The 19,936-nt window shown below is 69.2% G+C and carries 17 protein-coding genes; 7 read left to right on the forward strand and 10 right to left on the reverse strand.

Features of this window, described 5'->3' with window-relative positions; genetic code table 11:
* Positions 1–24 precede the first annotated feature (24 nt).
* The gene (locus AB0E69_RS02385) at positions 25–546 is read left to right on the forward strand and encodes a GrpB family protein (RefSeq protein ID WP_360138242.1); all 522 of its coding nucleotides are present in this window, start codon (positions 25–27) and stop codon (positions 544–546) included.
* Here the strand turns inward: AB0E69_RS02385 and AB0E69_RS02390 are convergent.
* The 3 genes from AB0E69_RS02390 to AB0E69_RS02400 all read right to left on the reverse strand — a co-directional run bounded on the left by AB0E69_RS02390 (position 488) and on the right by AB0E69_RS02400 (position 2,690).
* Positions 488–1,939, reverse strand: coding sequence for a HAMP domain-containing sensor histidine kinase (locus tag AB0E69_RS02390; protein ID WP_360138245.1), 1,452 nt, complete (start codon positions 1,937–1,939; stop codon positions 488–490). The genes AB0E69_RS02385 and AB0E69_RS02390 overlap by 59 nt on opposite strands.
* A gap of 63 nt (positions 1,940–2,002) precedes the next feature.
* A complete protein-coding gene (locus AB0E69_RS02395) occupies positions 2,003–2,443 on the reverse strand; it encodes a phosphotransferase (RefSeq protein ID WP_360140366.1) in 441 nt (146 codons plus the stop codon).
* A gap of 43 nt (positions 2,444–2,486) precedes the next feature.
* Positions 2,487–2,690, reverse strand: coding sequence for a hypothetical protein (locus AB0E69_RS02400; RefSeq protein WP_360138247.1), 204 nt, complete (start codon positions 2,688–2,690; stop codon positions 2,487–2,489).
* A gap of 193 nt (positions 2,691–2,883) precedes the next feature.
* Between AB0E69_RS02400 and AB0E69_RS02405 the strand changes: the two genes are divergently transcribed.
* Entirely contained in the window at positions 2,884–4,302 is a 1,419-nt protein-coding gene (locus AB0E69_RS02405; RefSeq protein WP_360138249.1) for a hypothetical protein, read from the forward strand.
* 43 nt (positions 4,303–4,345) lie between these two features.
* Here the strand turns inward: AB0E69_RS02405 and AB0E69_RS02410 are convergent, their stop codons facing one another.
* From AB0E69_RS02410 to AB0E69_RS02435, 6 genes are all read right to left on the reverse strand, one after another.
* Positions 4,346–5,548 (reverse strand): cytochrome P450, encoded by a 1,203-nt coding sequence (locus AB0E69_RS02410; RefSeq protein ID WP_360138252.1) that lies wholly within the window; start codon positions 5,546–5,548, stop codon positions 4,346–4,348.
* A gap of 19 nt (positions 5,549–5,567) precedes the next feature.
* Positions 5,568–6,284 carry a hypothetical protein gene (locus AB0E69_RS02415; protein ID WP_360138255.1) on the reverse strand — a complete coding sequence of 239 codons (717 nt, stop codon included), beginning with the start codon at positions 6,282–6,284 and terminating at the stop codon, positions 5,568–5,570.
* Entirely contained in the window at positions 6,281–7,081 is an 801-nt protein-coding gene (locus tag AB0E69_RS02420) for a CPBP family glutamic-type intramembrane protease (RefSeq protein ID WP_360138257.1), read from the reverse strand. Before AB0E69_RS02420 ends, AB0E69_RS02415 begins: the two co-directional genes overlap by 4 nt.
* Before the next feature lie 186 nt (positions 7,082–7,267).
* Positions 7,268–7,912, reverse strand: a complete 645-nt coding sequence (locus tag AB0E69_RS02425; protein WP_360138260.1) for a response regulator transcription factor — start codon at positions 7,910–7,912, stop codon at positions 7,268–7,270.
* A complete protein-coding gene (locus tag AB0E69_RS02430; protein ID WP_360138263.1) occupies positions 7,903–9,609 on the reverse strand; it encodes a histidine kinase in 1,707 nt (568 codons plus the stop codon). Before AB0E69_RS02430 ends, AB0E69_RS02425 begins: the two co-directional genes overlap by 10 nt.
* Before the next feature lie 210 nt (positions 9,610–9,819).
* Positions 9,820–11,028 (reverse strand): aldose epimerase family protein, encoded by a 1,209-nt coding sequence (locus tag AB0E69_RS02435; protein ID WP_360138266.1) that lies wholly within the window; start codon positions 11,026–11,028, stop codon positions 9,820–9,822.
* Between the two features lie 202 nt (positions 11,029–11,230).
* Here AB0E69_RS02435 and AB0E69_RS02440 point away from each other — a divergent pair, with 202 nt between their 5' ends.
* The 3 genes from AB0E69_RS02440 (at position 11,231) to AB0E69_RS02450 (ending at position 13,489) form a co-directional block, all read left to right on the forward strand.
* Complete coding sequence (locus AB0E69_RS02440; protein WP_360138269.1) at positions 11,231–11,830, forward strand: isochorismatase family protein; 600 nt, start codon at positions 11,231–11,233, stop codon at positions 11,828–11,830.
* A gap of 4 nt (positions 11,831–11,834) precedes the next feature.
* Entirely contained in the window at positions 11,835–12,752 is a 918-nt protein-coding gene (locus AB0E69_RS02445; protein ID WP_360138272.1) for a DJ-1/PfpI family protein, read from the forward strand.
* A gap of 71 nt (positions 12,753–12,823) precedes the next feature.
* Positions 12,824–13,489: a hypothetical protein gene (locus tag AB0E69_RS02450; RefSeq protein WP_360138275.1), complete on the forward strand. Its 666-nt coding sequence runs from the start codon at positions 12,824–12,826 to the stop codon at positions 13,487–13,489.
* A gap of 53 nt (positions 13,490–13,542) precedes the next feature.
* Here AB0E69_RS02450 and AB0E69_RS02455 read toward each other — a convergent pair whose 3' ends face one another.
* Positions 13,543–16,671, reverse strand: a complete 3,129-nt coding sequence (locus tag AB0E69_RS02455) for a glycoside hydrolase family 3 N-terminal domain-containing protein (RefSeq protein ID WP_360138278.1) — start codon at positions 16,669–16,671, stop codon at positions 13,543–13,545.
* Between the two features lie 280 nt (positions 16,672–16,951).
* On the opposite strand from AB0E69_RS02455, the gene AB0E69_RS02460 reads away from it, so the two are divergent.
* Both AB0E69_RS02460 and AB0E69_RS02465 read left to right on the forward strand, forming a co-directional pair.
* Positions 16,952–18,787, forward strand: a complete 1,836-nt coding sequence (locus tag AB0E69_RS02460; RefSeq protein ID WP_360138281.1) for a hypothetical protein — start codon at positions 16,952–16,954, stop codon at positions 18,785–18,787.
* Between the two features lie 171 nt (positions 18,788–18,958).
* On the forward strand, positions 18,959–19,921 hold the full coding sequence (locus AB0E69_RS02465) for an LLM class F420-dependent oxidoreductase (protein ID WP_360138284.1): 963 nt from the start codon (positions 18,959–18,961) through the stop codon (positions 19,919–19,921).
* Positions 19,922–19,936 lie beyond the last annotated feature (15 nt).

Below are 19,936 nucleotides of genomic sequence, written 5' to 3' on the forward strand. Positions count from 1 at the left end.
GTGGCCGGGCTAACCTCGCCGTCCATGACGGTCCTTGCGGAGTATCAGGAGTGCTGGCCCGAGGAGTTCCTCGCGATGGCGGACCGGCTGCGGCCTGTCCTCGGCGACACGGTGACCGAGATCGAGCACATCGGGAGCACGGCTGTTCCCGGGCTGCTGGCGAAGCCGGTGATCGACATAGCTGCTCGGGCGGTGAGCTTGGACGAGGTCGCGGGCCGGGACCTGAGCGGGCTCGGCTTCGAGTACCAGCCCGACGGGCCGCCGGGGCGGCGTACCTACACGCGGGTTGTCGACGGAGTGCTTACCCACAACCTGCATGTCTTCCCGAGTGAGGTGTGGGACGGGCTCAACCAGCGGATGCTGCGCGACTACCTGCGGGAGACTCCTGAGGCGGTCGCGGAGTATGCCGCGCTCAAGCGGGGGCTGGCTGCGGACGGGGTGAGCGGGTTCGACTACACCAAGGCCAAGACCGAGGTCGTCCAGCGGCTTACGGACGCGGCTCGCGCGCGGCTGGGGCTGCCGTCGGTGCCCGTTTGGGAGAGCTGACCTGCGGGAGGGTGAGAGCGAAGGACGTGCTGCCTGGGGTGGAGGTGACGGTGAGCGTGCCTTCGTGGGCCTGGGTGATGGACTTGGCGAGCGACAGGCCCAGGCCGGTGCCGCCTGTGGTGCTGGTTCGGGCTGTGTCGGCTCGGGTGAAGCGGTGGAAGATGGTCGGCTGGAGGTCGGCGGGGATGCCGGGGCCGTCGTCGTGGATGGTCAGAGTGGCGGAGCGGTCGGCGACAGCTGCGGCGACGGTGACGGTGGTGCCGGCGGGGGTGTGCCGGCGGGCGTTGGTCAGCAGGTTGGTGAGGACCTGATGGAGGCGTTGCTCGTCGCCGGTGACGACGATCGGGTCCGGCGGCAGGTCGAGCTGCCAATGGTGGCTAGGGGCAACTATCTCCGCGTCGGCGATCGCGTCCCGGGCGAGCCGGGAGAGGTCGACCGGACGCCGGTCGAGCGGGCGGCCGGCGTCGAGCCGAGCCAGGAGTAGCAGGTCCTCGACGAGTGCGGCCATCCGGGTGGTCTCGACCATCACCTTGCCCATGGCGTGCGCGAACAGCTCCGGGTCGTGCTGGCGCAGGCTGAGCTGGGCGTAGCCGTGGATCGTGGTCAGCGGCGTACGCAGCTCGTGTGACGCGTCCGCGACGAACTGCCGGACCTGCTGCTCGCTCCGGTGCCGTGCATCCAGCGCGTGCTCCATGTGCCCGAGCAGTGTGTTGAGCGCGACGGCGACCTGACCGACCTCGGTGTGCTCGTCGGTCAGCTGATCGGGCACCCGTGCGGTCACCCCGATCTCGCCGGTGTCGAGGCGCAACCCTGCCACCTCGCGGGCCGTCTGCGAGACCCGGCGCAGCGGCCGCAGTTGGCGCCGTACGACGAACACTCCGACGCCACCCGCTGCGAGTACGCCGATGCCGCCGAAGAGCGCCTCCCAGCCGATCAGGCTGGTGATGGTGTCCTGGATGTCCTTCGTCGGCAGGCCGGTGATCACGGTGATCGCATCGATCTGCGACGCGTGCACCCGGTACTGGCCGAGCCCCGGCACGTCCAGGTTCGTGTTCTGCTGCCCGGCCTGCACCTTGTCGAGCGCGACGACGGCCTGGTCCGAGAGGTCGGTGAGGTGGCCGTCGGTCGTGATCACGTTGCCGACGGCCTGCGAGCCTGCGACGTACACGGTGACCGTCCCCGCGTCCTGCCCGCGCGGCGCGTCCGGTGGCGCGCTCCACGGACCCTTGTTCAAGGCACCGATCGCCCGCCCGTGCGCCGCCTCGACCTTCCCGTCCAGCTGTCTGGTCAGGTAGGAGCTGATCGCGGCCGTGGTCAGTACTCCGATAACCACACTCACCACCGCAACCAGCACCACCATCGCGGCCGCCACCCGCACACTCAACGACCTCATACCCCCAGCATCAGCGCCAACCCCTCGCCCCCTCTCCCAGTTCCCTGTGGACTTCCTGTGAAGTCAGAGCAGTACGGCGGCCGCCGCGCGCAGCCCGTCGAACTCGGCCGCCGCCCAGCCTTCGCCCTTCGACTCCTCACCCCGGAAGCGCGGCTTGTCGACGAGGTGGAACTGCAGGTTGAAGATCCGCGCGACGACCTGCAGGTACGGGATCGCCGCCTCGTCCGCGGCCGTGATCGGCCGCCGGGTGGTGTAGCCCGTCTTGAACGCTTCCCAGTGCGGAGTCGTTGCGACGCCGGTGAAGTCCGACGCGAGCGGGCCGACGGCGGCGAGGTCGAAGTCGAGCAGGACAAGTCCCTGCTTCGTCAGCAATATGTTGTCCAGGGTGACGTCACCGTGGCAGGTTCCTGCCGTCGAGTACTGCGCGACGTTGTTCCGTACTGCGGCCGCGAGCGACCTGAGCAGGTTTTCCTCCGTGTTGTCGACCGCAAGAATCCGCTCCAGGGTCCCTCGGGTGTTTCGAGTGCTCCTACCGTGGCTCCGTCGGTCAGTCGATGACTTTGGGGACGAGTGTTCCCGCGCTGCGGAGGTGCGCCGAAAGTCCTGTCTCCCATAGGATTTCGGACAGGTGGTAGACGTCGTTCACCAGGGTTCGGTGGAGTGTGCAGCTGGTGAAGTCGAGGTCGTACCGGGGAGCCAGGTGAGAGGCGAGGGCGGTTGGGTCGGGGAGGGAGCGGAGGGTGGCGAGCATGCGGACGACACTACGAGCGTTTGATATTGGTAGGTGTGAACCGCGAAGGTAGGGGGGAGGTTCGAGACGTTTCCGGATTCGCCTCCCCTATCGGGGCCGGAAACCGGTAGCCTCGTGCAGCGCGCTATACGGGCCGCCGTACCACCTACCCGACGAACTGCCGGAGAGCCCAAACCGGTCAGGAGTGCACGTCTTGCAGGAGAACACCAGCACCACCAGTACTGGCGAACTGGTCAACGTACCGCTTACCGGTGCGGACAAAGTCGCCTATTGCTTTTACGCGACCGCGGCTGCCGCGGCGCTGGTCGGCCAGGTCTGGGCCGGCGTGACCCACATCCCCTGGCCTGACACCGGCTTCTCGCCGATGCTCAAGATCCTTCTCGTCACCCCCGCGGTCGCGGTGCTCGAGCTCGGTGGTGTCGCCACCGCCGCGCTCGCGGACCTGCGCCGGCGCAAGGGTGAGCAGGCCTACGCCTACCGCGCGATGTCGTTCTTCGCGGCGCTCGTCGCGGTCGTGTTCAACGTGGTCGGCCACTGGCGGCCGGAGGAGCGGTTCCTCGCCTTCGGCTTCGGCGGCCTGTCCGCGTTCGCCTACGTGCTCTGGCTGATCCACAGCTCGGCCCGCCGGCGCGACGCACTGCGCCGCGCGGGGCAGATGCGCGAGACCGGCCCGGTGTACGGCGTCGTCCAGTGGGCCCGCGAGCCGCGGGTCACCTGGCTGGCCCGTTCGCTCGCGATCGAGCACGGCTACACGCTCTACGAGAGCCTCCGCGCCGCGCACCACCAGATCCGGAACCGGAGCCGCCGCGAGGCGATCGCCGGGACGGTCGCGGAGTACATCCGGTCCGAGCACCAGGACGAGCGGCTGGCGAAGATCGCCGAGACGACGTACGACCCGGACCGGCTGGCCGGGATGCTCGAGGAGCGGATCAACTACGAGGTCATCACCAACAAGCTGACGAAGGCGATCTCGCCGCCGCCGGAGCCCGAGGAGCGTCCCGCAGTGCCCGCCGCCGTGTGGGTGCTCGAGGGCGGTCAGCCGCGGCAGGTCCGCGCGGACAGCACCGGGGTGTCGTTGCGCGACGAGGACGCCTGGACCGGCGAGCTGATGGCGATCGTCGAGCCGCAGGAAGGCGACGAGCCGGTCGCCGAGGCGGTCGTGGTCGAGGACGCCAGCGAGCAGCAGCACGTGGTGAACGGGTCGGCCAACGGTTCCGCGGGCAAGCTCAAGCCGTTCGCGCCGTTGTCGAAGGCGGAGCCGGTGGTGGAGAAGCCGAAGCCACCGTCGCCGTTCGCCGAGCCGACGTCGACCGAGCCGCCCGCGCTGATCACGACCCAGCCGGCCAAGTCGACGCCGTCGGTAACGCCGGTGCTGCCGGACACGGAGCCGGTGGTGCTGCAGAAGGCACGGCCGGCCGAGGACCAGCCGGAGCCGACCGCGCTGGAGAAGAAGCGGCAGCGGGCCTACGCCCTGCTGTCGGACTGGCCGGAGGGCCACGAGCGGACCGCGAAGAAGCTGGCCGACGCGATCGCGTCGAGCGAGCCAATGGCCGCCCGCTTCATCGAGCAGTACGAGGCCGAGCACGGTCTCGCCTTCACCTCGCCGAACTGAGCCGAACCAGGGGAAGTAAGGCAACAGCAACTGCCGGTGGACCTCACAGACCGAGGTTCACCGGCAGTTCTGCGAGTCCGCTGACCAGCACGCGACGCCACTCGAGCTCTTCGGCGGGCTTCGCGAGACTCATCCGCGGGAAGCGGCGTACCAGCGCGAGCAGCGACTCCTGCAGCTCGATCCGGGCCAGCTGCGCACCGAGGCAGAAGTGCGGGCCGAAGCCGAAGGACAGGTGCTTGTTGTCCGGCCGGTCGATCCGCAGCTCGTCCGGAGCGTCGTACGCCCGCGGGTCCCGGTTCGCCGAGTTGAGCGCGGCCATCACGCCCTCGCCGGCCTTGATCTGGACGCCGTGCAACTCGAGGTCCTCGGTCGCGACCCGCAGCTGACCGACCTCGCTGAACCGGTTGAACCGCAGCAGCTCCTCGACCGCGGCCGGCACCAACGACGGGTCCTCGACGAGCCGCTCCCAGTTCGAAGGCCAGCGCAGTAGCGTCGCGACGCAGCTCGAGATCTGGTTCGCCGACGTCTCGTGGCCGGCGACGAGCAGGTTCACGCCGAACGCGATCAGCTCCTCCTGGCTGAGCCGGTCGCCCTCCTCGCGGGCCCGTACGAGCTCGTCGAGCAGGTCCTCCGCCGGGCCGGTGGTGTGCGCGAGCTTGCGGTCGACCAGGTCCTCGATGTACGCCGTCAGGTTGGTCATCGCGTCCTCGACCAGGTCCTTCTCGGCCATCTTCATGCTGTACCCGAGCTCGGTCCATTCCCGGAACTGCTCGCGGTCCGCATACGGTACGCCGAGCAGCTGGCAGATCACCTGGATCGGCAGCGGCAACGCGACCAGCTGCCGGAGGTCCGCGCCGTCGCCGGCCCGTGCCACGTCCCCGGCCAGCTGCGCCGAGAGCTCGGCGACCCACGGCCGGGTCCGCTCGATCTTCCGGTGCGCGAAGGTTGGTACCACCAACCGCCGGAGCCGGGTGTGCTCCGGCGGGTCCGTCGTGGTCAGGCTGTTCGGCATCGGCTTCGCCAGCGCGACCCGGGGCGCCCCTTGCTTCACGACCGCGGCCCGCGAGAACCGCGGATCGGCGAGCACCAGCTTCACGTCGTCGTACCGCGTCACCAGCCACACCTCGGCCCCCGCCAGCGTCCGCACCCGCGCCACCGGCCGCTCCTCCCGAAGCTCGGCAAACGTCGGCGACGGATCGAACCGAAACGCATCCTCGAACGGAATCTGCAACACCGGCTCAGCCATACCGCCGACCCTAAGCGAGTTAGGTAACCCTTGCTTGGGGTCGGCGCGTCGGCCTGTTGGCGACGGCAGGGACGATCAGTGCGGCGGCGATGATCAGCAGCAGGACTGCGCCGATGAGTGCGCCGATGGTGATGCCCTCGACCGCCGGCAGCGTGGCGCCGAGGCTGAGCTCGGCGTCGACATTCGGCGAACCGTCGGCGTTCATGATCACGACCGCCCAGTCGCCCCCGGTGGCAGTCCAGTCGAGCGACTCGGTGCCGGACGCAACCCAGAAGGACTGCTCGGCAGGCGCGGCGGCGGGCCTGTCTCCGGCCCGCGTCGTGGTGGACAGCTTGAACGGATCGACGTCGAGGTCCGTGACCTCGTCGTGCCCGACGACGTTCAGGTACGTCGCAACCTCGGCGGCCGGGCCGATGCCGACGAACACCGGGGTGTCGTCGTCCGACCGGATGTCGATCCGGACCTTGCCCAGGAAGTCGTCGGTGTAGAAGGCGTCCGGGCCGACGCCGTTGATGTCGAGTGATGGCGAGAGCAGCGCGGACGAGCTCGTCGCGACGTGCTCGGTTCCGGTGCTGAAGTAACCGTTGCCGTCGCGCTGCTGCTGAGCCCACAGCCCGGCGCCGCCGATCGCGAACAGGATGAGGCTGACCATGCCGAGGACGCCACCGACGATGACGAGCAGCGTGCGTACGCCGCTCCACGGGCGCTGGACTGGAGGGGGCAGGGTGGTCGTCATGAGACTGGCTCCTTGGTGGGTGCTGGTTGCTGCGGGTGGATTGCGGTGGCTGGTGCAGGGCTGGTCCAGAAGCGACGGCTGACGATCAGGAGGATGAGGGCGACGGCGCACCACACCGCGACGTAGAGCCAGGTCTCGCGGGTTGCGTCGCCGCCGGCCGGCCAGAGGTCTTCGGTGTTGATGCTGCCTTCGGTGGCGTGCGCGATCAGCGTGATCAGGGCGCTACCGGCGGCATGGTTGAACAGCCACGCGTACCAGAAGGTGACTGCGACCGTGGTCAGCGCCTCGAACGGCCGGAGGCCGAACGACGGGATCAGGAACAGCGGCACGTGCCAGCCGGTGATGGCGACGGCCATCACGGCGGTCGCGGCCAGCGGCGTACGCCGGGACTGGAGTCTCGGCTGGGCGAAACCGCGGAAGCTCGGCTCCTCGCTGAACGGGCCGCCCATCGGGTCGACGATGTTCATCCCGATGACCATCGCGAGCCCGTAGAACGGCGTGAACTGTCCGGTCCCCGGCGCCGGCGCGCCCAGCGCCGTGTTCACGGAGATGGTCACGAAGTGCACGAGCAGCGGTACCGCGATCGCGGCGACGTACCAGACCCAACGGACCCGCCAGCGGATCAGCCGGGCGCCGACCGAGCGCAGGCCGGCCACGCCTTCGGTCAGGGTGACGACGACCAGGGCGGCGACCAGGGCGCCGGGAGCGAAGAAGCTCCCGAACGGGACAGCGCCCCAGGTCAGTGCGTAGGCGAGGACGAAGAAGGTCACCACGGGGTGGTTGCGGACGAACGTCATGATGGATCTCCGGTGCGACGGATCAGCAGGTGGTTCCCGGCGGGGCCGGGGCTCGGGCTCGTTCTGGATCACGCGCGACTTGTGCATTGCTCCTCCAGGGACTCGGTCTACGTCCGAGACTCCCGTTGCCGGGCGCGTTCGGGAGACCGGTCGACCGGTGGAGGTGGGGTTCGGGTTTCTGGTGTGTCAGGACCGCAGGTAGAGCAGCACGGCCAGCACCCGGCGGGACTCGTTGCGGGTGGTCGGGATGCCGAGCTTGGTGAAGATGCCCGAGACGTATTTCTCCGCGGCGCGCAGCGTGATCGTCAGGGCGTCCGCGATGCCCTGGTTGGAGGCGCCGGTCGCCATCAGCTCCAGGGCCTCGCGCTCGCGCGGCGTGAGGGCGGCGAGCGGATCGTCGTCACGCCGCCGCTTCAGGAGGGTGGAGACGATCTTCGGATCCACGGCCGAGCCGCCACCGGCGACCCGCCGTACCGCATCGACGAAGTCGTCGACGTCGCTGATCCGGTCCTTGAGCAGGTAGCCGACACCTTCGGCCGAGTCCGACAGCAACCGCAGGGCCAGGCCGAGCTCGAGGTACTGCGACAGCACCAGGACACCGACCTCCGGATGCTCCTCGCGGAGCCGCAGCGCGGCCCGGATTCCCTCGTCGTTGTGGGTCGGTGGCAACCGGATGTCGAGGATCGCGACCTGCGGCGGGAAGCTCCGGACGTACCGCAGCAGGTCGTCGGCGTTGTCGTACGCCGCGACCACGTCGAGACCGGCGCTCGCGAGGATCTTGGTCAGTCCCTCGCGGAGCAGCACGCTGTCCTCGGCGATCACTACCTGCACGGGAACTCCGCCTCGAGCCGGGTCCCCTGCCCGGCTGGACTCCAGACCCGCAGCCGGCCGCCGACCGCCTCGACCCGGTCGGCGAGGCCGCGCAGGCCGGTACCGCGTTCGGTGTCCGCGCCGCCGACGCCGTCGTCGACGATCTCGACCACGAGGACCTCGCCCGAGCGGGTGACGTGCACAGAGGCCGCAGTCGCCCGGGCGTGCTTGCCGATGTTGGTGAGACTCTCGCTGACGACGTAGTACGCCGCAACCTCGATCCGTTCGTCCAGCCGTTCTTCGACTGCGACGTCGAGCTCGACGGGTACGGCGGCCTGCGCGGCGAGAGACTCGAGCGCGACCGCCAGACCGTGGCCGGTGAGGACTGCGGGATGGATGCCGCGTGCGACGTCACGCAACTCGTCGAGCGAGGCGGTCACCTCACGTTTGGCCTGCTGCAGCCGGGCCGACGTTTCGGGGTCGCCCGTCGAGCCGCGGGCGATCAGTTGGAGCTCGAGCGCCAACGCGACCAGGCGCTGCTGCGCACCGTCGTGCAGGTTGCGTTCCAGTCGTTGCCGCTCCTTCTGGCCCGCGTCGATCACCCGGGCCCGCGAACCCTGGAGCTCCTGGAGGCGGGCGCGGAGCTCGACCTCGAGCCGGCTGTTTTCCAAGGCGATCCCGGCGGCCGCGGCGACGGCGTCGAGCAGTTCCCGCTCGTCGGCGAGAGTCCGGTCGAACTCCAGCGCGATGACGGGCTCGTTGTCGCGGTAGATGACGCGAGTCGCCCGCCCCTCCTCGGCACCTCGCAGAGTGACCGACCGTCCGTCCGGATCGGCCCAAGTGTCGTACTGCGGAAGCCAGTAGGCCAGTGTCAGGGACGGATCGTGCAGGGCGCGCGCCAGCGGTTCGCGGAGATCACTGGTCGGGTGGGCACGCAGCTCCATCAGCAGCGCGCCGACGTCGGTGCGGGCCAGCCGGGCGTCCAGCAGGCCGAGCAGGAACGCGACCGGGGCGAGACCGAGGGCGGCGAACGTGATGTGCCGGACGGTCTCGATCTGGCTCCAGCCACGGAGTCCTGCGATGTAGAGGACCGCGAGCATGATCAGGGCGAGGCCGAACGCGTCCACCAGCAGCGTCGCCGGGCGTCTGCGGGCGGGGCTCCGGCGTACCAGCAGCAGTGCGGTGCCGGACAGCAGCAGAACGCTCATGAGGATCAGCTGGGCCTGTTCGATCCGGCCCGCGAGTGCCGGCTGCGCGGTGATCGCGAACAGACTGTCCGGATAGGCGCCGAGCAGGACCTTCGCCAGTTGCAGAATCACCACGGTCGCGTAGGCGGTGCTGACGACCACCTGACGCGGCCGCGTCTCCAGCCGTCCGGTCGGGTACGCGAGGAATACGTGCAGGAACATGGCGGACGGCACCATGTCGAGCAGATGGCCGAGGGAGAACAGCCCAGGGACCTGCGACCACTGCAGAGCGGTCAGCGCCATCACGAACGCCGTCGCGATCATCAGCGGGCCGAGCCTGCTCTCCGGCCGGCGCCACCACGCCAGCGCACCGCTGATCAGGTACGGGATGGTGATCCAGTTGAACAGGAACGCCTGCAGACCCGGCCGGACGAGCTCGTCACCCGCTACGGCGAGAGCGATCGAACCCAGCAACGTGCCGAGACCCAGCACGACCGTCCCCCAGAGCACCCACGGCCCAGGACCACGCACGGCGGATCCAGTCGTCGATGTCGAACCCCCACCACGGCCACGGTCGCACCGCCTGTCCGAGTGAGCCGATCGCTGGATCGTTTCCCCGATCGTCAGCGTGCGCCCTCAGCTCACTCCAGGCAATGCCTCAGTTCAGCGAACAGCCCGGGCCGGCTCTCGTCAGACTGCGCAAGGACGGTCATGACCGAGGAGGCCAACCCGGGCTGAGGGCTACTTCGTGCCGAAGCTGTAGATGGTGGTGGACTTGTAGGTCTGGCCGGGGCGCAGGGTGGTGTCGGGGAAGTTCGGGTGGTTCGGGGAGTCGGGGAAGTGCTGGGTCTCGAAGGCGAACGCGTCGCCCTGGCGGTACGCCTTGTTCCCGATTCCGAGGAACGTGCCGTCGAGGAAGTTGCCGCTGTAGAACTGCACGCCCGGCTGGTCGGTGCGCACCTCGATGGTGCGGCCGTGCTCGGGCTCCCAGAACCGGCCGGCCAGCCGCATCCCGTCGCTGTCCGGGTGACCGCCGATGACGAAGTTGTGGTCGTACCCGCGGCCGACCACCAGCTGCGGGTGGTCGCCCCGGATCCGGGCCCCGATGGCGGTCGGCTTGCTGAAGTCGAACGGCGTCCCCGCGACCGGGACGATGTCGCCGGTCGGGATCAGGCCCGCGTCGACCGGGGTGTACTTCGGCGCGTTCAGCTGCAGGACGTGGTCGTAGATGGTGCCGTTGCCCTCGCCGAGCAGGTTGAAGTACACGTGGTTGGTGAGGTTGACGATCGTCGGCTTGCCCGCGACGGTCGCGTGGTAGTCGATCCGCAGGTTGTCGCGGGTGTCCAGCGTGTACGTGACGGTGCTGGTGAGCTCGCCAGGGAAGCCCATCTCGCCGTCCGGGCTGACGTAGGTGAAGGCGACGCCGATCGCCTTGCCGGTCTTGACGACCTTGGCCTTCCAGACCTTCTTGTCGAAGCCGATGGTGCCGCCGTGCAGCGCGTTCTCGCCGTTGTTGACCGGGATCTGGTACGTCGTCCCGTCCAGCGTGAACCTGCCCTTGGCGATCCGGTTGCCGTAGCGGCCGATGGTGGCGCCGAAGTACGGGCTGAGCGCGGCGTAGTCGGGCAGGTTGTCGAAGCCGAGGCTGATGTTCTCGGACCGGCCGCGCCGGTCCGGCGTCACGACCTTCTGGATGGTCGCCCCCCAGGTCAGCATCGAGATCGTCATCCGGCCGTTGGTGAACGTGTAGACGTCCACCTGCTGGCCGTCCGGCGTCGTCCCGAACTTCTCCGAGTGGATCTCGAGCTTGCCGTGCGCATGGTGGCTCATGGCGGCCAACTTATCCGGCGTGGCTGCTGCCGTACTGCTCAGTGCGCCCGCGGCGGCGGCACCGAGTCCCAGAGCGCCGGCGGTCCGCAGGACCTGGCGGCGGGGCAGGTGGTCGGGCATCGCACATCCCCTCAATCGATGGAAAAGAAGACCTGGGCACGATATGCACGCCAGACCAGTGTTTGGAATAGTTGGGAACGGTGTGAATTCGTCCGACCTCTGCGCGGTCGTCGAAAGGTTTCGACCCGCGTGACCGGATCGGTCCGGTGCCGGCCGCGATCGGGCCTTCTGCGGCGCGCCGGCCGCGGGTGACGATGGAGCCATGAGCCGAACCGCACTCGTCGTCATCGACATCCAGGAATCGTTCCGGGTCCGCCCGAACTGGCAGCTGGTCAACCATCCGGACATCGCCGAACGCGCCGGCCGCCTGGTCGCAGCGGCCCGGAACGCGGGCGACCTCGTCATCTGGGTGCTGCACACCGAGCCCGGCACCGGCACGGTGTTCGACCCGGCGAGCGGTCACGTCCGCCTGCTGGAGGGCCTCGAAGCCGCCGACGGTGAATGCGTCATTACCAAGACCTCGCACAACGCCTTCACCACAACCAACCTGCAGCAGATCCTCACCGAGCACGGCGTCGCCAAGATCGTTGTCTGCGGCATCCGGACCGAGCAGTGCTGCGAGACCACGGCCCGGGTCGGGTCCGACCTCGGGTACGCCGTCGACTTCGTCACCGAGGCCACCGCGACGATGGCGCTCCCGCACCGGTCGATGCCGGCCGACGCCACCGTCGACGAGATCTTGGCCGACCCGCGGACGCTCAGCGCGGAGACTGTCGCCGAGCGCACGGAGTACGTGCTGGCCGGACGGTTCGTCACCATCCGGACGATCGACGAGCTGACCGCCGTACCCGTGCCATCCTGACCAGATGCGCCCTACCCGAGTCGTCTTCGTCTTGGTGCCCCGACTGCACCTGCTCGATCTGGCCGGGCCGGCTCAGGTGTTCAGTACGGCGAACGACCTCGGCTACGGGTACGACGTCAGTTATGTCGCCGAGGTCGAAGAGATTCCGACCGCGCAAGGCGTCCCGATCCGGGCCCGGCTGGAGTGGCCGGAGCTCGGACCGGACGACCTGATCGTGGTCCCCGGTTGGCGCTCGCCACGGTTGTCGCCGGTCCCGCCGATCGCGCCGGAGACCCGGCAGCGGATCCGCGACCACCACGCCGCCGGCGGATCCGTGGCCAGCGTGTGCTCGGGCGCCGACGCCCTCGGCGCCGCCGGCCTGCTCGACGGCCGCCGCTACACCACACACCACGACCTGACCGACGAGATGGCGGCCCGCTACCCGCGAGCAACGATCGTGCGCGACGTCCTGTACGTCGTCGACGACCGCGTCATCACGTCGGCCGGGATCGCGAGCGGGATCGATCTGGCGTTGCACCTGGTCGCGTCCGCGCATGGCGCCGAGGCCGCAGCGCGGGTCGCGCGGCAGATGGTCGTGTTCGCGCGGCGCAACGGTGACGAGTTGCAGGACAGTGCGATGCTCCGGCACCGCGGCCACCTCAGCGATCTCGCCCACCGCGTGCAGGACGTGATCGACGCCCGGTTCGCCGAGCGGCTGCTGCTCGCCGACCTGGCCGGCGAGGTCGGGGTGAGCGAGCGGACGCTGACCCGGCTCTTCACGGCGGCCACCGGCCTCACGCCGCTGCGGTACCAGCAACTCCTCCGGCTGGAACGCGCCGAGCACCTGATCGGCCACGGCAGCACGATCGAGTCGGCGGCCCGGACCGTCGGCTTCGAGGACGCCCGCATGCTGCGCCGGCTGCGCAGCCGGCAGTTTGTCTAGACCGGAACGAACTTTTCTGTCCGTTCGCCCGTCTCTTCTGGCACAACCAGGTGACGAGGGGAACGAAGGACATGAAGGTTGTTATGGGCAACAAGCTGCGGGTGGCGGTTGCCGGGGGAGTGGCCGCGATGGTGGCGGCGGGCGGTTTCGCAGTCCTGAACATGGGCGCCGCGGACGCACAGACCACGAGCACGACGGCCACACCGGCCCGGAGCCAGCTGCTCACGGTCGCGGAGGTTCGGAAGGCCGACCCCGCGCACAAGTGGAGCATCCAGGTCGACAAGGGCATTCTGCCCAAGACCTACTGCGGACCGGCGTCGACCGAGGGCAGGCACGTCTCGTCCCGGATGGCCCGCGGCTACACCGACGACGTGGCCGCCTGGGGCGCGCAGTACGTCAGCCACTACGCCAACGCCGCCACCGCGCGGGCGGCGTACAACTCGGTGATCGCGACGCTGAAGACCTGCACGTACAGCAAGCCGTCGCCGACGCACGCCCGCAAGATCACCGAGAACCGCGTGGTCAAGGGCGCCTCCGGCGACCTCACCCAGGTGATCCGCTGGTACGACTACCCGAAGCCGAGTGACCCGGGCAGCGAGGCCGGCGGCTTCCCGTACGCCGTCACGCTCAAGGGCACCAACGTCTCGGTCCTGGCCTTCCGCGAGATGGGTCCGGGCGTCGCCGCGCCGAACTTCGACAAGCTGGCCCGCGCGGCCGCGGTCAAGCTGCCGCGTTGACAGACCTGGTGGCCGGGACGGGCGAGGGGTTCGCCGTCCCGGCCATCAGCTTGCTACTTCGAGGCTGCGATCAGTTTGGCGACCGCACCGCTCGGCTGACCCGACAACACCAGGTGGTCGGCGTCCGAGATCAGCTTGGAGGTCGGCTCGGTCTGGTTCTGCCCGATGTGGTTCTGCGCGACCCACCGGGCCACACCGACCACAGCGTCGTCCTCGGCGAAGGTGTCGGCTGTGGTGCGCTCGAGGAGCCTGGTCGACTGAGCCGCCGCCGCAAGTGCGATCGGAGCCTGCGGACCGGACCAGTCCTTGACACCCAGCGCAACGGAGGCTGCGAGCGCGGCCGCCACCGAGTAGGCGTCGTGCTTACGCAGCAGGCTGTTGCGGGCCTCGGTGAGAGCCTGTCGAGCCGCCGCCTGCGTGGTCAGACCCCAACCGAACGGGTACTGCGGGTCGTACGACGCATCGCCGACGTTCAACGGCTGCTGGGCCTCCGTGCGCGGCCAGCTCACCGGCAGCCGACCGCTGAACGGCACCTTGCCGAACAGCACGTCCGCAACCCCGGCACCCTCGGTCCCCGGTAGCCACGACGCCACCAGCGCGTTGATCTTGCCGAGCTGGTCGGTGACGACCTGCGGACGTCCGGACACGACGAGCACCACGCACTTCATCGCGCCGCAGACCTTGTCGACCGCGGCCTTGTCGGCGGCCGACAGCAGCAGGTCGTGACCGTTGCCGACGTCACCGATTCCTTCGGCGTACGGGCGTTCGCCGACCACGACCACGCCGACGTCGTGACCCTCGAGCGGAGCGGAGGCGTCCGCGCTGAAGGTCGCGTCCGGTACCACCTGCTTGATCCCGTCGAGGATCGTCGTACCGGTGGTTGTTGCGCCGGAACCGCCCTGCCAGGTGATGCTCCAGCCGCCCATCTGGTTGCCCAGGTCATTGGCGTTGCTACCGGCAACGTAAACCTTCGAAGTCGGTGCCAACGGCAACAGGTTGTCGTCGTTCTTCAACAGCACCTGGGACTTGGCGGCGGCCTCGCGACCGACGGCACGGTGCGCGGCCGACCCGATGGTGGAGCTGTTCGAGGTGTCGGCGTACGGGTGCTCGAAGAGCCCGAGCTTGAACTTCTCGGTCAGGATCCGCCGGACCGCGTCGTCGATCCGGGTCATCGGGATGGTCCCGGCCGCGATCTCGGTGCTCAGGCCCTGGGTGAAGGCCTGGTAGTTGGTCGGCACCATGATCATCTCCAGGCCGGCGTTGATCGACGTCCGGATGTCGCTCGCGTAGTCGCCCGGCAGCTGGTCGATCGCCTGCCAGTCGCTGATCACGAACCCGCCGAAGCCCATCCGCTGCTTGAGTACGCCGTTGATCAGCTCGCCGTTGCCGTGCATCTTCAGCGGCGCGGCGCCGTCGATCGACATGCTCGAGTACGACGGCATCACGGCGCCGATGCCGAGGTCGACCGCGGTCTTGAACGGCGGCAGGTGCACCGTCTCCAGCTGCTGCCGCGTGACCTGCGTGACACCCTGGTCGATCTTGTACGAACCGGTTGTCGAGCTGCCGTACGTCGTCCCGCCGTCGCCGACGAAGTGCTTCGCGGTGGCGAGTACGTGGTCGTTCTGCTTGAGCTGACTGCCGTCCGCCTTGCCCTGCAGGCCGGTGATGACGGTCTCCATCGACTGGACCAGGGCCGGGTCCTCGCCGTACCCCTCGTAGGCGCGTCCCCAGCGGTCGTCGCGGACCACGCAGACGCAGGGCGCGAAGTCCCACGGGATGCCGGTGGCGCGGACCTCGGTCGCGGTCACCTCACCGGTACGCCGGGCCAGATCGGGATCACGGGTGGCGCCGATCGCGATGTTGTGCGGCAGGATCGTCGCCCCGACCACGTTGTTGTGGCCGTGCACGGCGTCGACACCGTAGATCAACGGAATCTGCAGCCGGGTGGCCTGCGCGTTCAGCTGGAACGTGTTGATCATCGCCGCCCACGCGGCCGGGGTGTTCGGTGACGGCACCGATCCACCGCCCGAGAGCAGCGAGCCGAGCGCGTACGTCGCGATGTCGGAGCGCGCGCGGAGGGCGTTCCGCTCGGCCTGGGTCATCTGGCCGACCTTCTCCGCCGTGGTCATCCGAGCGAGCAGATCGTCGACGCGCTTCTTGAGCGGGAGCTTCGCGTTGAGGTAGGGCAGGTCGTGCGCGTTGATCACCGCGACGGGCTGAGTCGTGGGTGCCTTCGCGTTGGTGACCGTGAGCTCGAGCGGAATGGTCTCCGCGGCCTCCGCCGTGTTGTCCTTGCGAGTCGTCACCGCGACGGTCTGGGTGCTCCCGGAGCTGGTGCCGGCCGGGAACGTGAGCGTGCCGCTGACGGGGGTGTAGTCGTCGGCGGAGGCGCTGCCCGTCCCGGTCTTGTAGTCCACGGTCACCGGCTCGCCGAGCGGCGTACCGTCCGTGGTCGCGACCGAGACCTTGACCTGGGCCGTGCCACCTTCCTTGACTGGGTAGACGCCGGCGTCGGTGAGCACGCTTGCCTTCAGCGCGGGATCGGCCTTGCCGTACACCTCGACCTGGTCGATGGCGAACTCACCCGGCGACCCGACCGGCATCGTGAACGCGTAACCCCACATGTGCGTCAGGTTGAGCACCTGGTCGATGCCGCCGACCGGCTGGTAGTCGCCGCGGTACACGAGCTGGCTGAACGGGATCTCGACCTGGTGCCAGCCCTGCCAGTCGTCGGTGAAGCTGGTGTTCCACAGCTCCGACGCCTCCGCGTTCGCGCCGCCGTCCTTGATCTCGAAGAAGATCCGCTTCCCGGAGCCGGGCGGCAGCGGCGCGGTGTTCTGGCCGTACCACCAGAAGCGGATGCCCTTGTACGCCGACCAGTCGGCCGGGTTGACGTCGTACGTGATGTCGTGGCTGAAGCCGCCGTACCCGCTGATGTTGTAAGTGCCGTGCAGGACCTTGCTCCCGGCCGGAGCGTCGGCACGCTCCTGCAGCTCCATCGTCGGCGGGTCGTCGGCGTCGCTGCCCCAGGTGAAGATGCCCGCGTTCGGCGGGTACGCGAACGGCTCGCCGCCCTCGAAGGCGGCGAGCGTGCTCGGCGTGGGGTCGTCGGCGGCCGCGCTGATGCCGGGCGTACTGACCAGGCCGGCGGCCAGCAGCGCCGTCACGACGACACCGGCCACCCTCCTTCGAGTGCGAAGGGACAAACGTGCAGGCCACCTGGGCATGGGCGACTCCTCACAAGGCAGGGCGGGACTAGGCAGGGTGGACGGACCCGCGTCGAGCCCGACTCTCGGCGCTGCCGCGACCCGAGTCAAGGCTCCAGCGGTTCCGGAACTAGAGCGCTCTCACAGCGCGAATGAGGACCCTTGACTTAGCCCGCGGTCCGCTGCGAGATCTGGACACCGGGTTGCTGGTTTGTGAGGGTGTGGCTCTCGGGGACGCCTGGAGTGGGGGAGTCTGATGAAACTTCGGTATGTGCTGAGCAGTGTCGCGCTGGTGGTGCCGTTGGCGGTGGTGGCCCTGGGGTCGCCGGCCTCCGCGGCGCAGGATGCGCGGCCTGGTGCCGGTTCGATGAAGGTCCCGTCGATGCTGCGGGACGCCGCCGCCAAGGCCACCGCCAAGAGCAAGTCGGCGAGCGCGTTGCCCAAGGCGCTGAAGGTTGACGGGAGCGGCCGGCTCGGGGTCGAGATCTATGCCGCTTCGCCGGTGACCGCGCAGCAGGAAGCTGCCCTGACGTCGCTCGGTGTGGCGGTGCTGAAGAACTCCGCGAACTTCAAGAGCGTGCCGGGCGCGGACCTGCCGGAGACCGGACTGGTCTCGGCCTCGGTCCCGCCGGACAAGCTGGACGCGGTCGCGGCGCTCGGCTGGGTGACCGCGCTGCGGCCCTCGGTCCGGCCGCAGGTCGACGTCGGGCCGGTGACCACCGAAGGTGTGCAGTTGCACAAGGCGGACCTGGCACAGGCGAGCGGTCTCACCGGCCGCGGACAGAAGATCGGTGCGATCTCCGGCGACGTGGACCACATCGCCGACGCGATCGCGCAGGGTGAGCTGCCGGCCGATGTGCAGGTCCTCCAGCAGGCCGCGTCGTACGACGACGACGAGGGCACCGCGATGCTCGAGATCATCCACGACCTCGCGCCGGGCGCGAAGCTCGCCTACGCCAGCACGCAGGACACCAACGCGCAGTACGTCGAGGCGTTCCACACGCTGGCCAACGCGGGGGTGACGATGATCGCCGAGGACATCGCGCTCGACGACGAGCCCGTGTTCCAGCAGGGCATCGGCGCCGCCACCGCCGAGGCGCTGGCCCGGCACGGCATCTTTGTGAGCTCGTCGGCCGGCAACCTCGGCGCCCGGCACGCGCCGCGGATGCCCGCGGTCGGGACCGGCGCGGGTGCGGACGGTGCGACCGGTCCGTTCACCAACTGCCCGACGAACCCGGACAACGTGGTGAAGCTGCGCGGCGACGACACGTCGTACAACCTCAACCTGCTGCCCGGTGCGACCGTGATGCCGACCCTGCAGTGGAGCGAGCCGCGGGCGATCTACCCGACCGCCGGCCAGGGTGGCTTCACCGACCTCAACCTGTACCTGATGGACAGCACCGGCACGAACTGCCTCGCGTACAGCAACGCGGTCCAGGCCAACGGCGTCGGCGACACGATCGAGCAGTTCATCTACCAGAACACGACCGGTGCCGCCCAGACCGTGAAGCTCGTCGTCGACGTCCAGGGCACGTCGACCGCGACGAAGGCGCCGACCCTGGACCTGCGCTGGCGGGCGCTGTCGGCCGGCGTCCAGACGCTCGACCCGCCGGAGCGGGCCGGCTCGATGAACCCCGACGCGAACTACCTCGGCTTCGCCACCAGCGCGGGAGCGGTGAACGCGAGTGTCTCGGTCGACCCGAAGACCACGCCGCTCGAGTCCTACAGCGCGGCCGGTCCGATCCAGCTCGTCACGACCACCCGGTGCCCGGGCGGCAAGCCTGGTCCGTGCACCGGGATCTCCGGCAAGGGCACGGTGAGCTTCCCGGCGCCGTACTGGCTCGCGTCGGACGGCGTCTCGGTCAGCGGCGCCGGTGGGTTCGGCTCCGGCACCTGCCCGACCACACTGACCGGGGCCTGCCGCTTCTTCGGTACGTCGGCGTCCGCGCCGACCGCCGTCGGGGTCGCGGCCCTCACCCGGCAGGAGTTCGGCGGCCGTCTGGCCCCGATCGCCCTGAACGCGATCCTGGCCGCCCGGGCCGTGCATCGCCCAGGTCCCGGTGTCGGCGCCGGGGTGCTCAGCGCGCAGTAGTAGCCCAGTAATCGCCCAGTAAGCGCACAACAGTGGCGAAGTGGTCCGGGACCGACTCGCCGGTCGTTCCCGGACCGCCGGCCAATTAAGAAGTTCCAGTGGTCCGATTGATCCAGAATTCAGTACTCGGATGGATGGACCACGACCGCCGCCGCCGGAAAGGATGGCGGTATGACTACACGTTTCGGGATCTTCGTCCCGCAGGGCTGGAAGATGGATCTGGCGCAGATCGCGGATCCGATCGAGCAGTGGGAAGCGATGACGAATGTCGCCAAGCGGGCCGACGAGGGGTCGTGGGACTCGATCTGGCTGTTCGACCACTTCCACACCGTGCCGGAGCCGAGCGACAACACCACCTTCGAGTGCTGGTCAGCCACGGCCGCCCTGGCCCGTGACACCAAGCGGGTGAACATCGGCCAGATGGTCGGCTGCAACGGCTACCGCAACCCGGCGCTGTACGCGAAGATCGCGTCCACCGTCGACGTCGCCAGCCACGGCCGCCTGTACGCCGGGATCGGCGCGGGCTGGTACGAGCACGAGTGGAAGGCCTACGGCTACGAGTGGACCGACGTGCCGGAGCGGATGGCGGCGTTCCGCGAGGCGACCGAGATCATCTACAAGATGTGGACCGAGGACAAGCCGGTCTACAACGGCAAGTACTACTCGATCGACGCGCCGATCAACGAGCCGAAGGGCGTCCGCAAGCCGCACCCGAGCTTCTGGATCGGCGGCGGCGGCCCGAAGGTGACGCTGAAGCTGGTCGCGCAGTACGGCGACGCCGCGAACATCGGCGGCGGCAACCCCGAGGTGATCAGGGAGAAGTGCGACATCCTCCGGGCGCACTGCCAGAAGGTCGGCCGCGACTACGACGAGATCGTCAAGTCGACCGGGCTGAACGTGTTCCCGATCGACAAGGGTGACGACCCGCAGAAGGCGACCGCGAAGGCCGTTGGTCCGATGGACCGGGAGAAGTTCGACCGGGACAACACCATCGCCACCGAGGACGAGATCGCGGACAAGGTGGAGGCCGCGCTCGAGGCCGGCGCCGACTACGTGATCTTCTACGTGCCCGGTGTCGCCTACGACCTGGACCTGGTCGACCGGGTCGAGCAGATCGCCAAGCGCTTCGCCTGACCCCTTGCGGTCTTC

Source organism: Kribbella sp. NPDC026611, from assembly GCF_040638345.1.
In the GTDB taxonomy this organism is placed as follows: Bacteria; Actinomycetota; Actinomycetes; order Propionibacteriales; family Kribbellaceae; genus Kribbella.

What these genes read in the sequence shown, in the direction of transcription:
- AB0E69_RS02385 (WP_360138242.1), top strand. Translation starts at nt 25, where the DNA reads ATGACGGTCCTTGCGGAGTATCAGGAGTGCTGGCCCGAGGAGTTCCTC.
- AB0E69_RS02390 (WP_360138245.1), bottom strand. Translation starts at nt 1,939, where the DNA reads ATGAGGTCGTTGAGTGTGCGGGTGGCGGCCGCGATGGTGGTGCTGGTT.
- AB0E69_RS02400 (WP_360138247.1), bottom strand. Translation starts at nt 2,690, where the DNA reads ATGCTCGCCACCCTCCGCTCCCTCCCCGACCCAACCGCCCTCGCCTCT.
- AB0E69_RS02410 (WP_360138252.1), bottom strand. Translation starts at nt 5,548, where the DNA reads ATGGCTGAGCCGGTGTTGCAGATTCCGTTCGAGGATGCGTTTCGGTTC.
- AB0E69_RS02415 (WP_360138255.1), bottom strand. Translation starts at nt 6,284, where the DNA reads ATGACGACCACCCTGCCCCCTCCAGTCCAGCGCCCGTGGAGCGGCGTA.
- AB0E69_RS02420 (WP_360138257.1), bottom strand. Translation starts at nt 7,081, where the DNA reads ATGACGTTCGTCCGCAACCACCCCGTGGTGACCTTCTTCGTCCTCGCC.
- AB0E69_RS02435 (WP_360138266.1), bottom strand. Translation starts at nt 11,028, where the DNA reads ATGCCCGACCACCTGCCCCGCCGCCAGGTCCTGCGGACCGCCGGCGCT.
- AB0E69_RS02440 (WP_360138269.1), top strand. Translation starts at nt 11,231, where the DNA reads ATGAGCCGAACCGCACTCGTCGTCATCGACATCCAGGAATCGTTCCGG.
- AB0E69_RS02445 (WP_360138272.1), top strand. Translation starts at nt 11,835, where the DNA reads ATGCGCCCTACCCGAGTCGTCTTCGTCTTGGTGCCCCGACTGCACCTG.
- AB0E69_RS02450 (WP_360138275.1), top strand. Translation starts at nt 12,824, where the DNA reads ATGAAGGTTGTTATGGGCAACAAGCTGCGGGTGGCGGTTGCCGGGGGA.
- AB0E69_RS02460 (WP_360138281.1), top strand. Translation starts at nt 16,952, where the DNA reads ATGAAACTTCGGTATGTGCTGAGCAGTGTCGCGCTGGTGGTGCCGTTG.
- AB0E69_RS02465 (WP_360138284.1), top strand. Translation starts at nt 18,959, where the DNA reads ATGACTACACGTTTCGGGATCTTCGTCCCGCAGGGCTGGAAGATGGAT.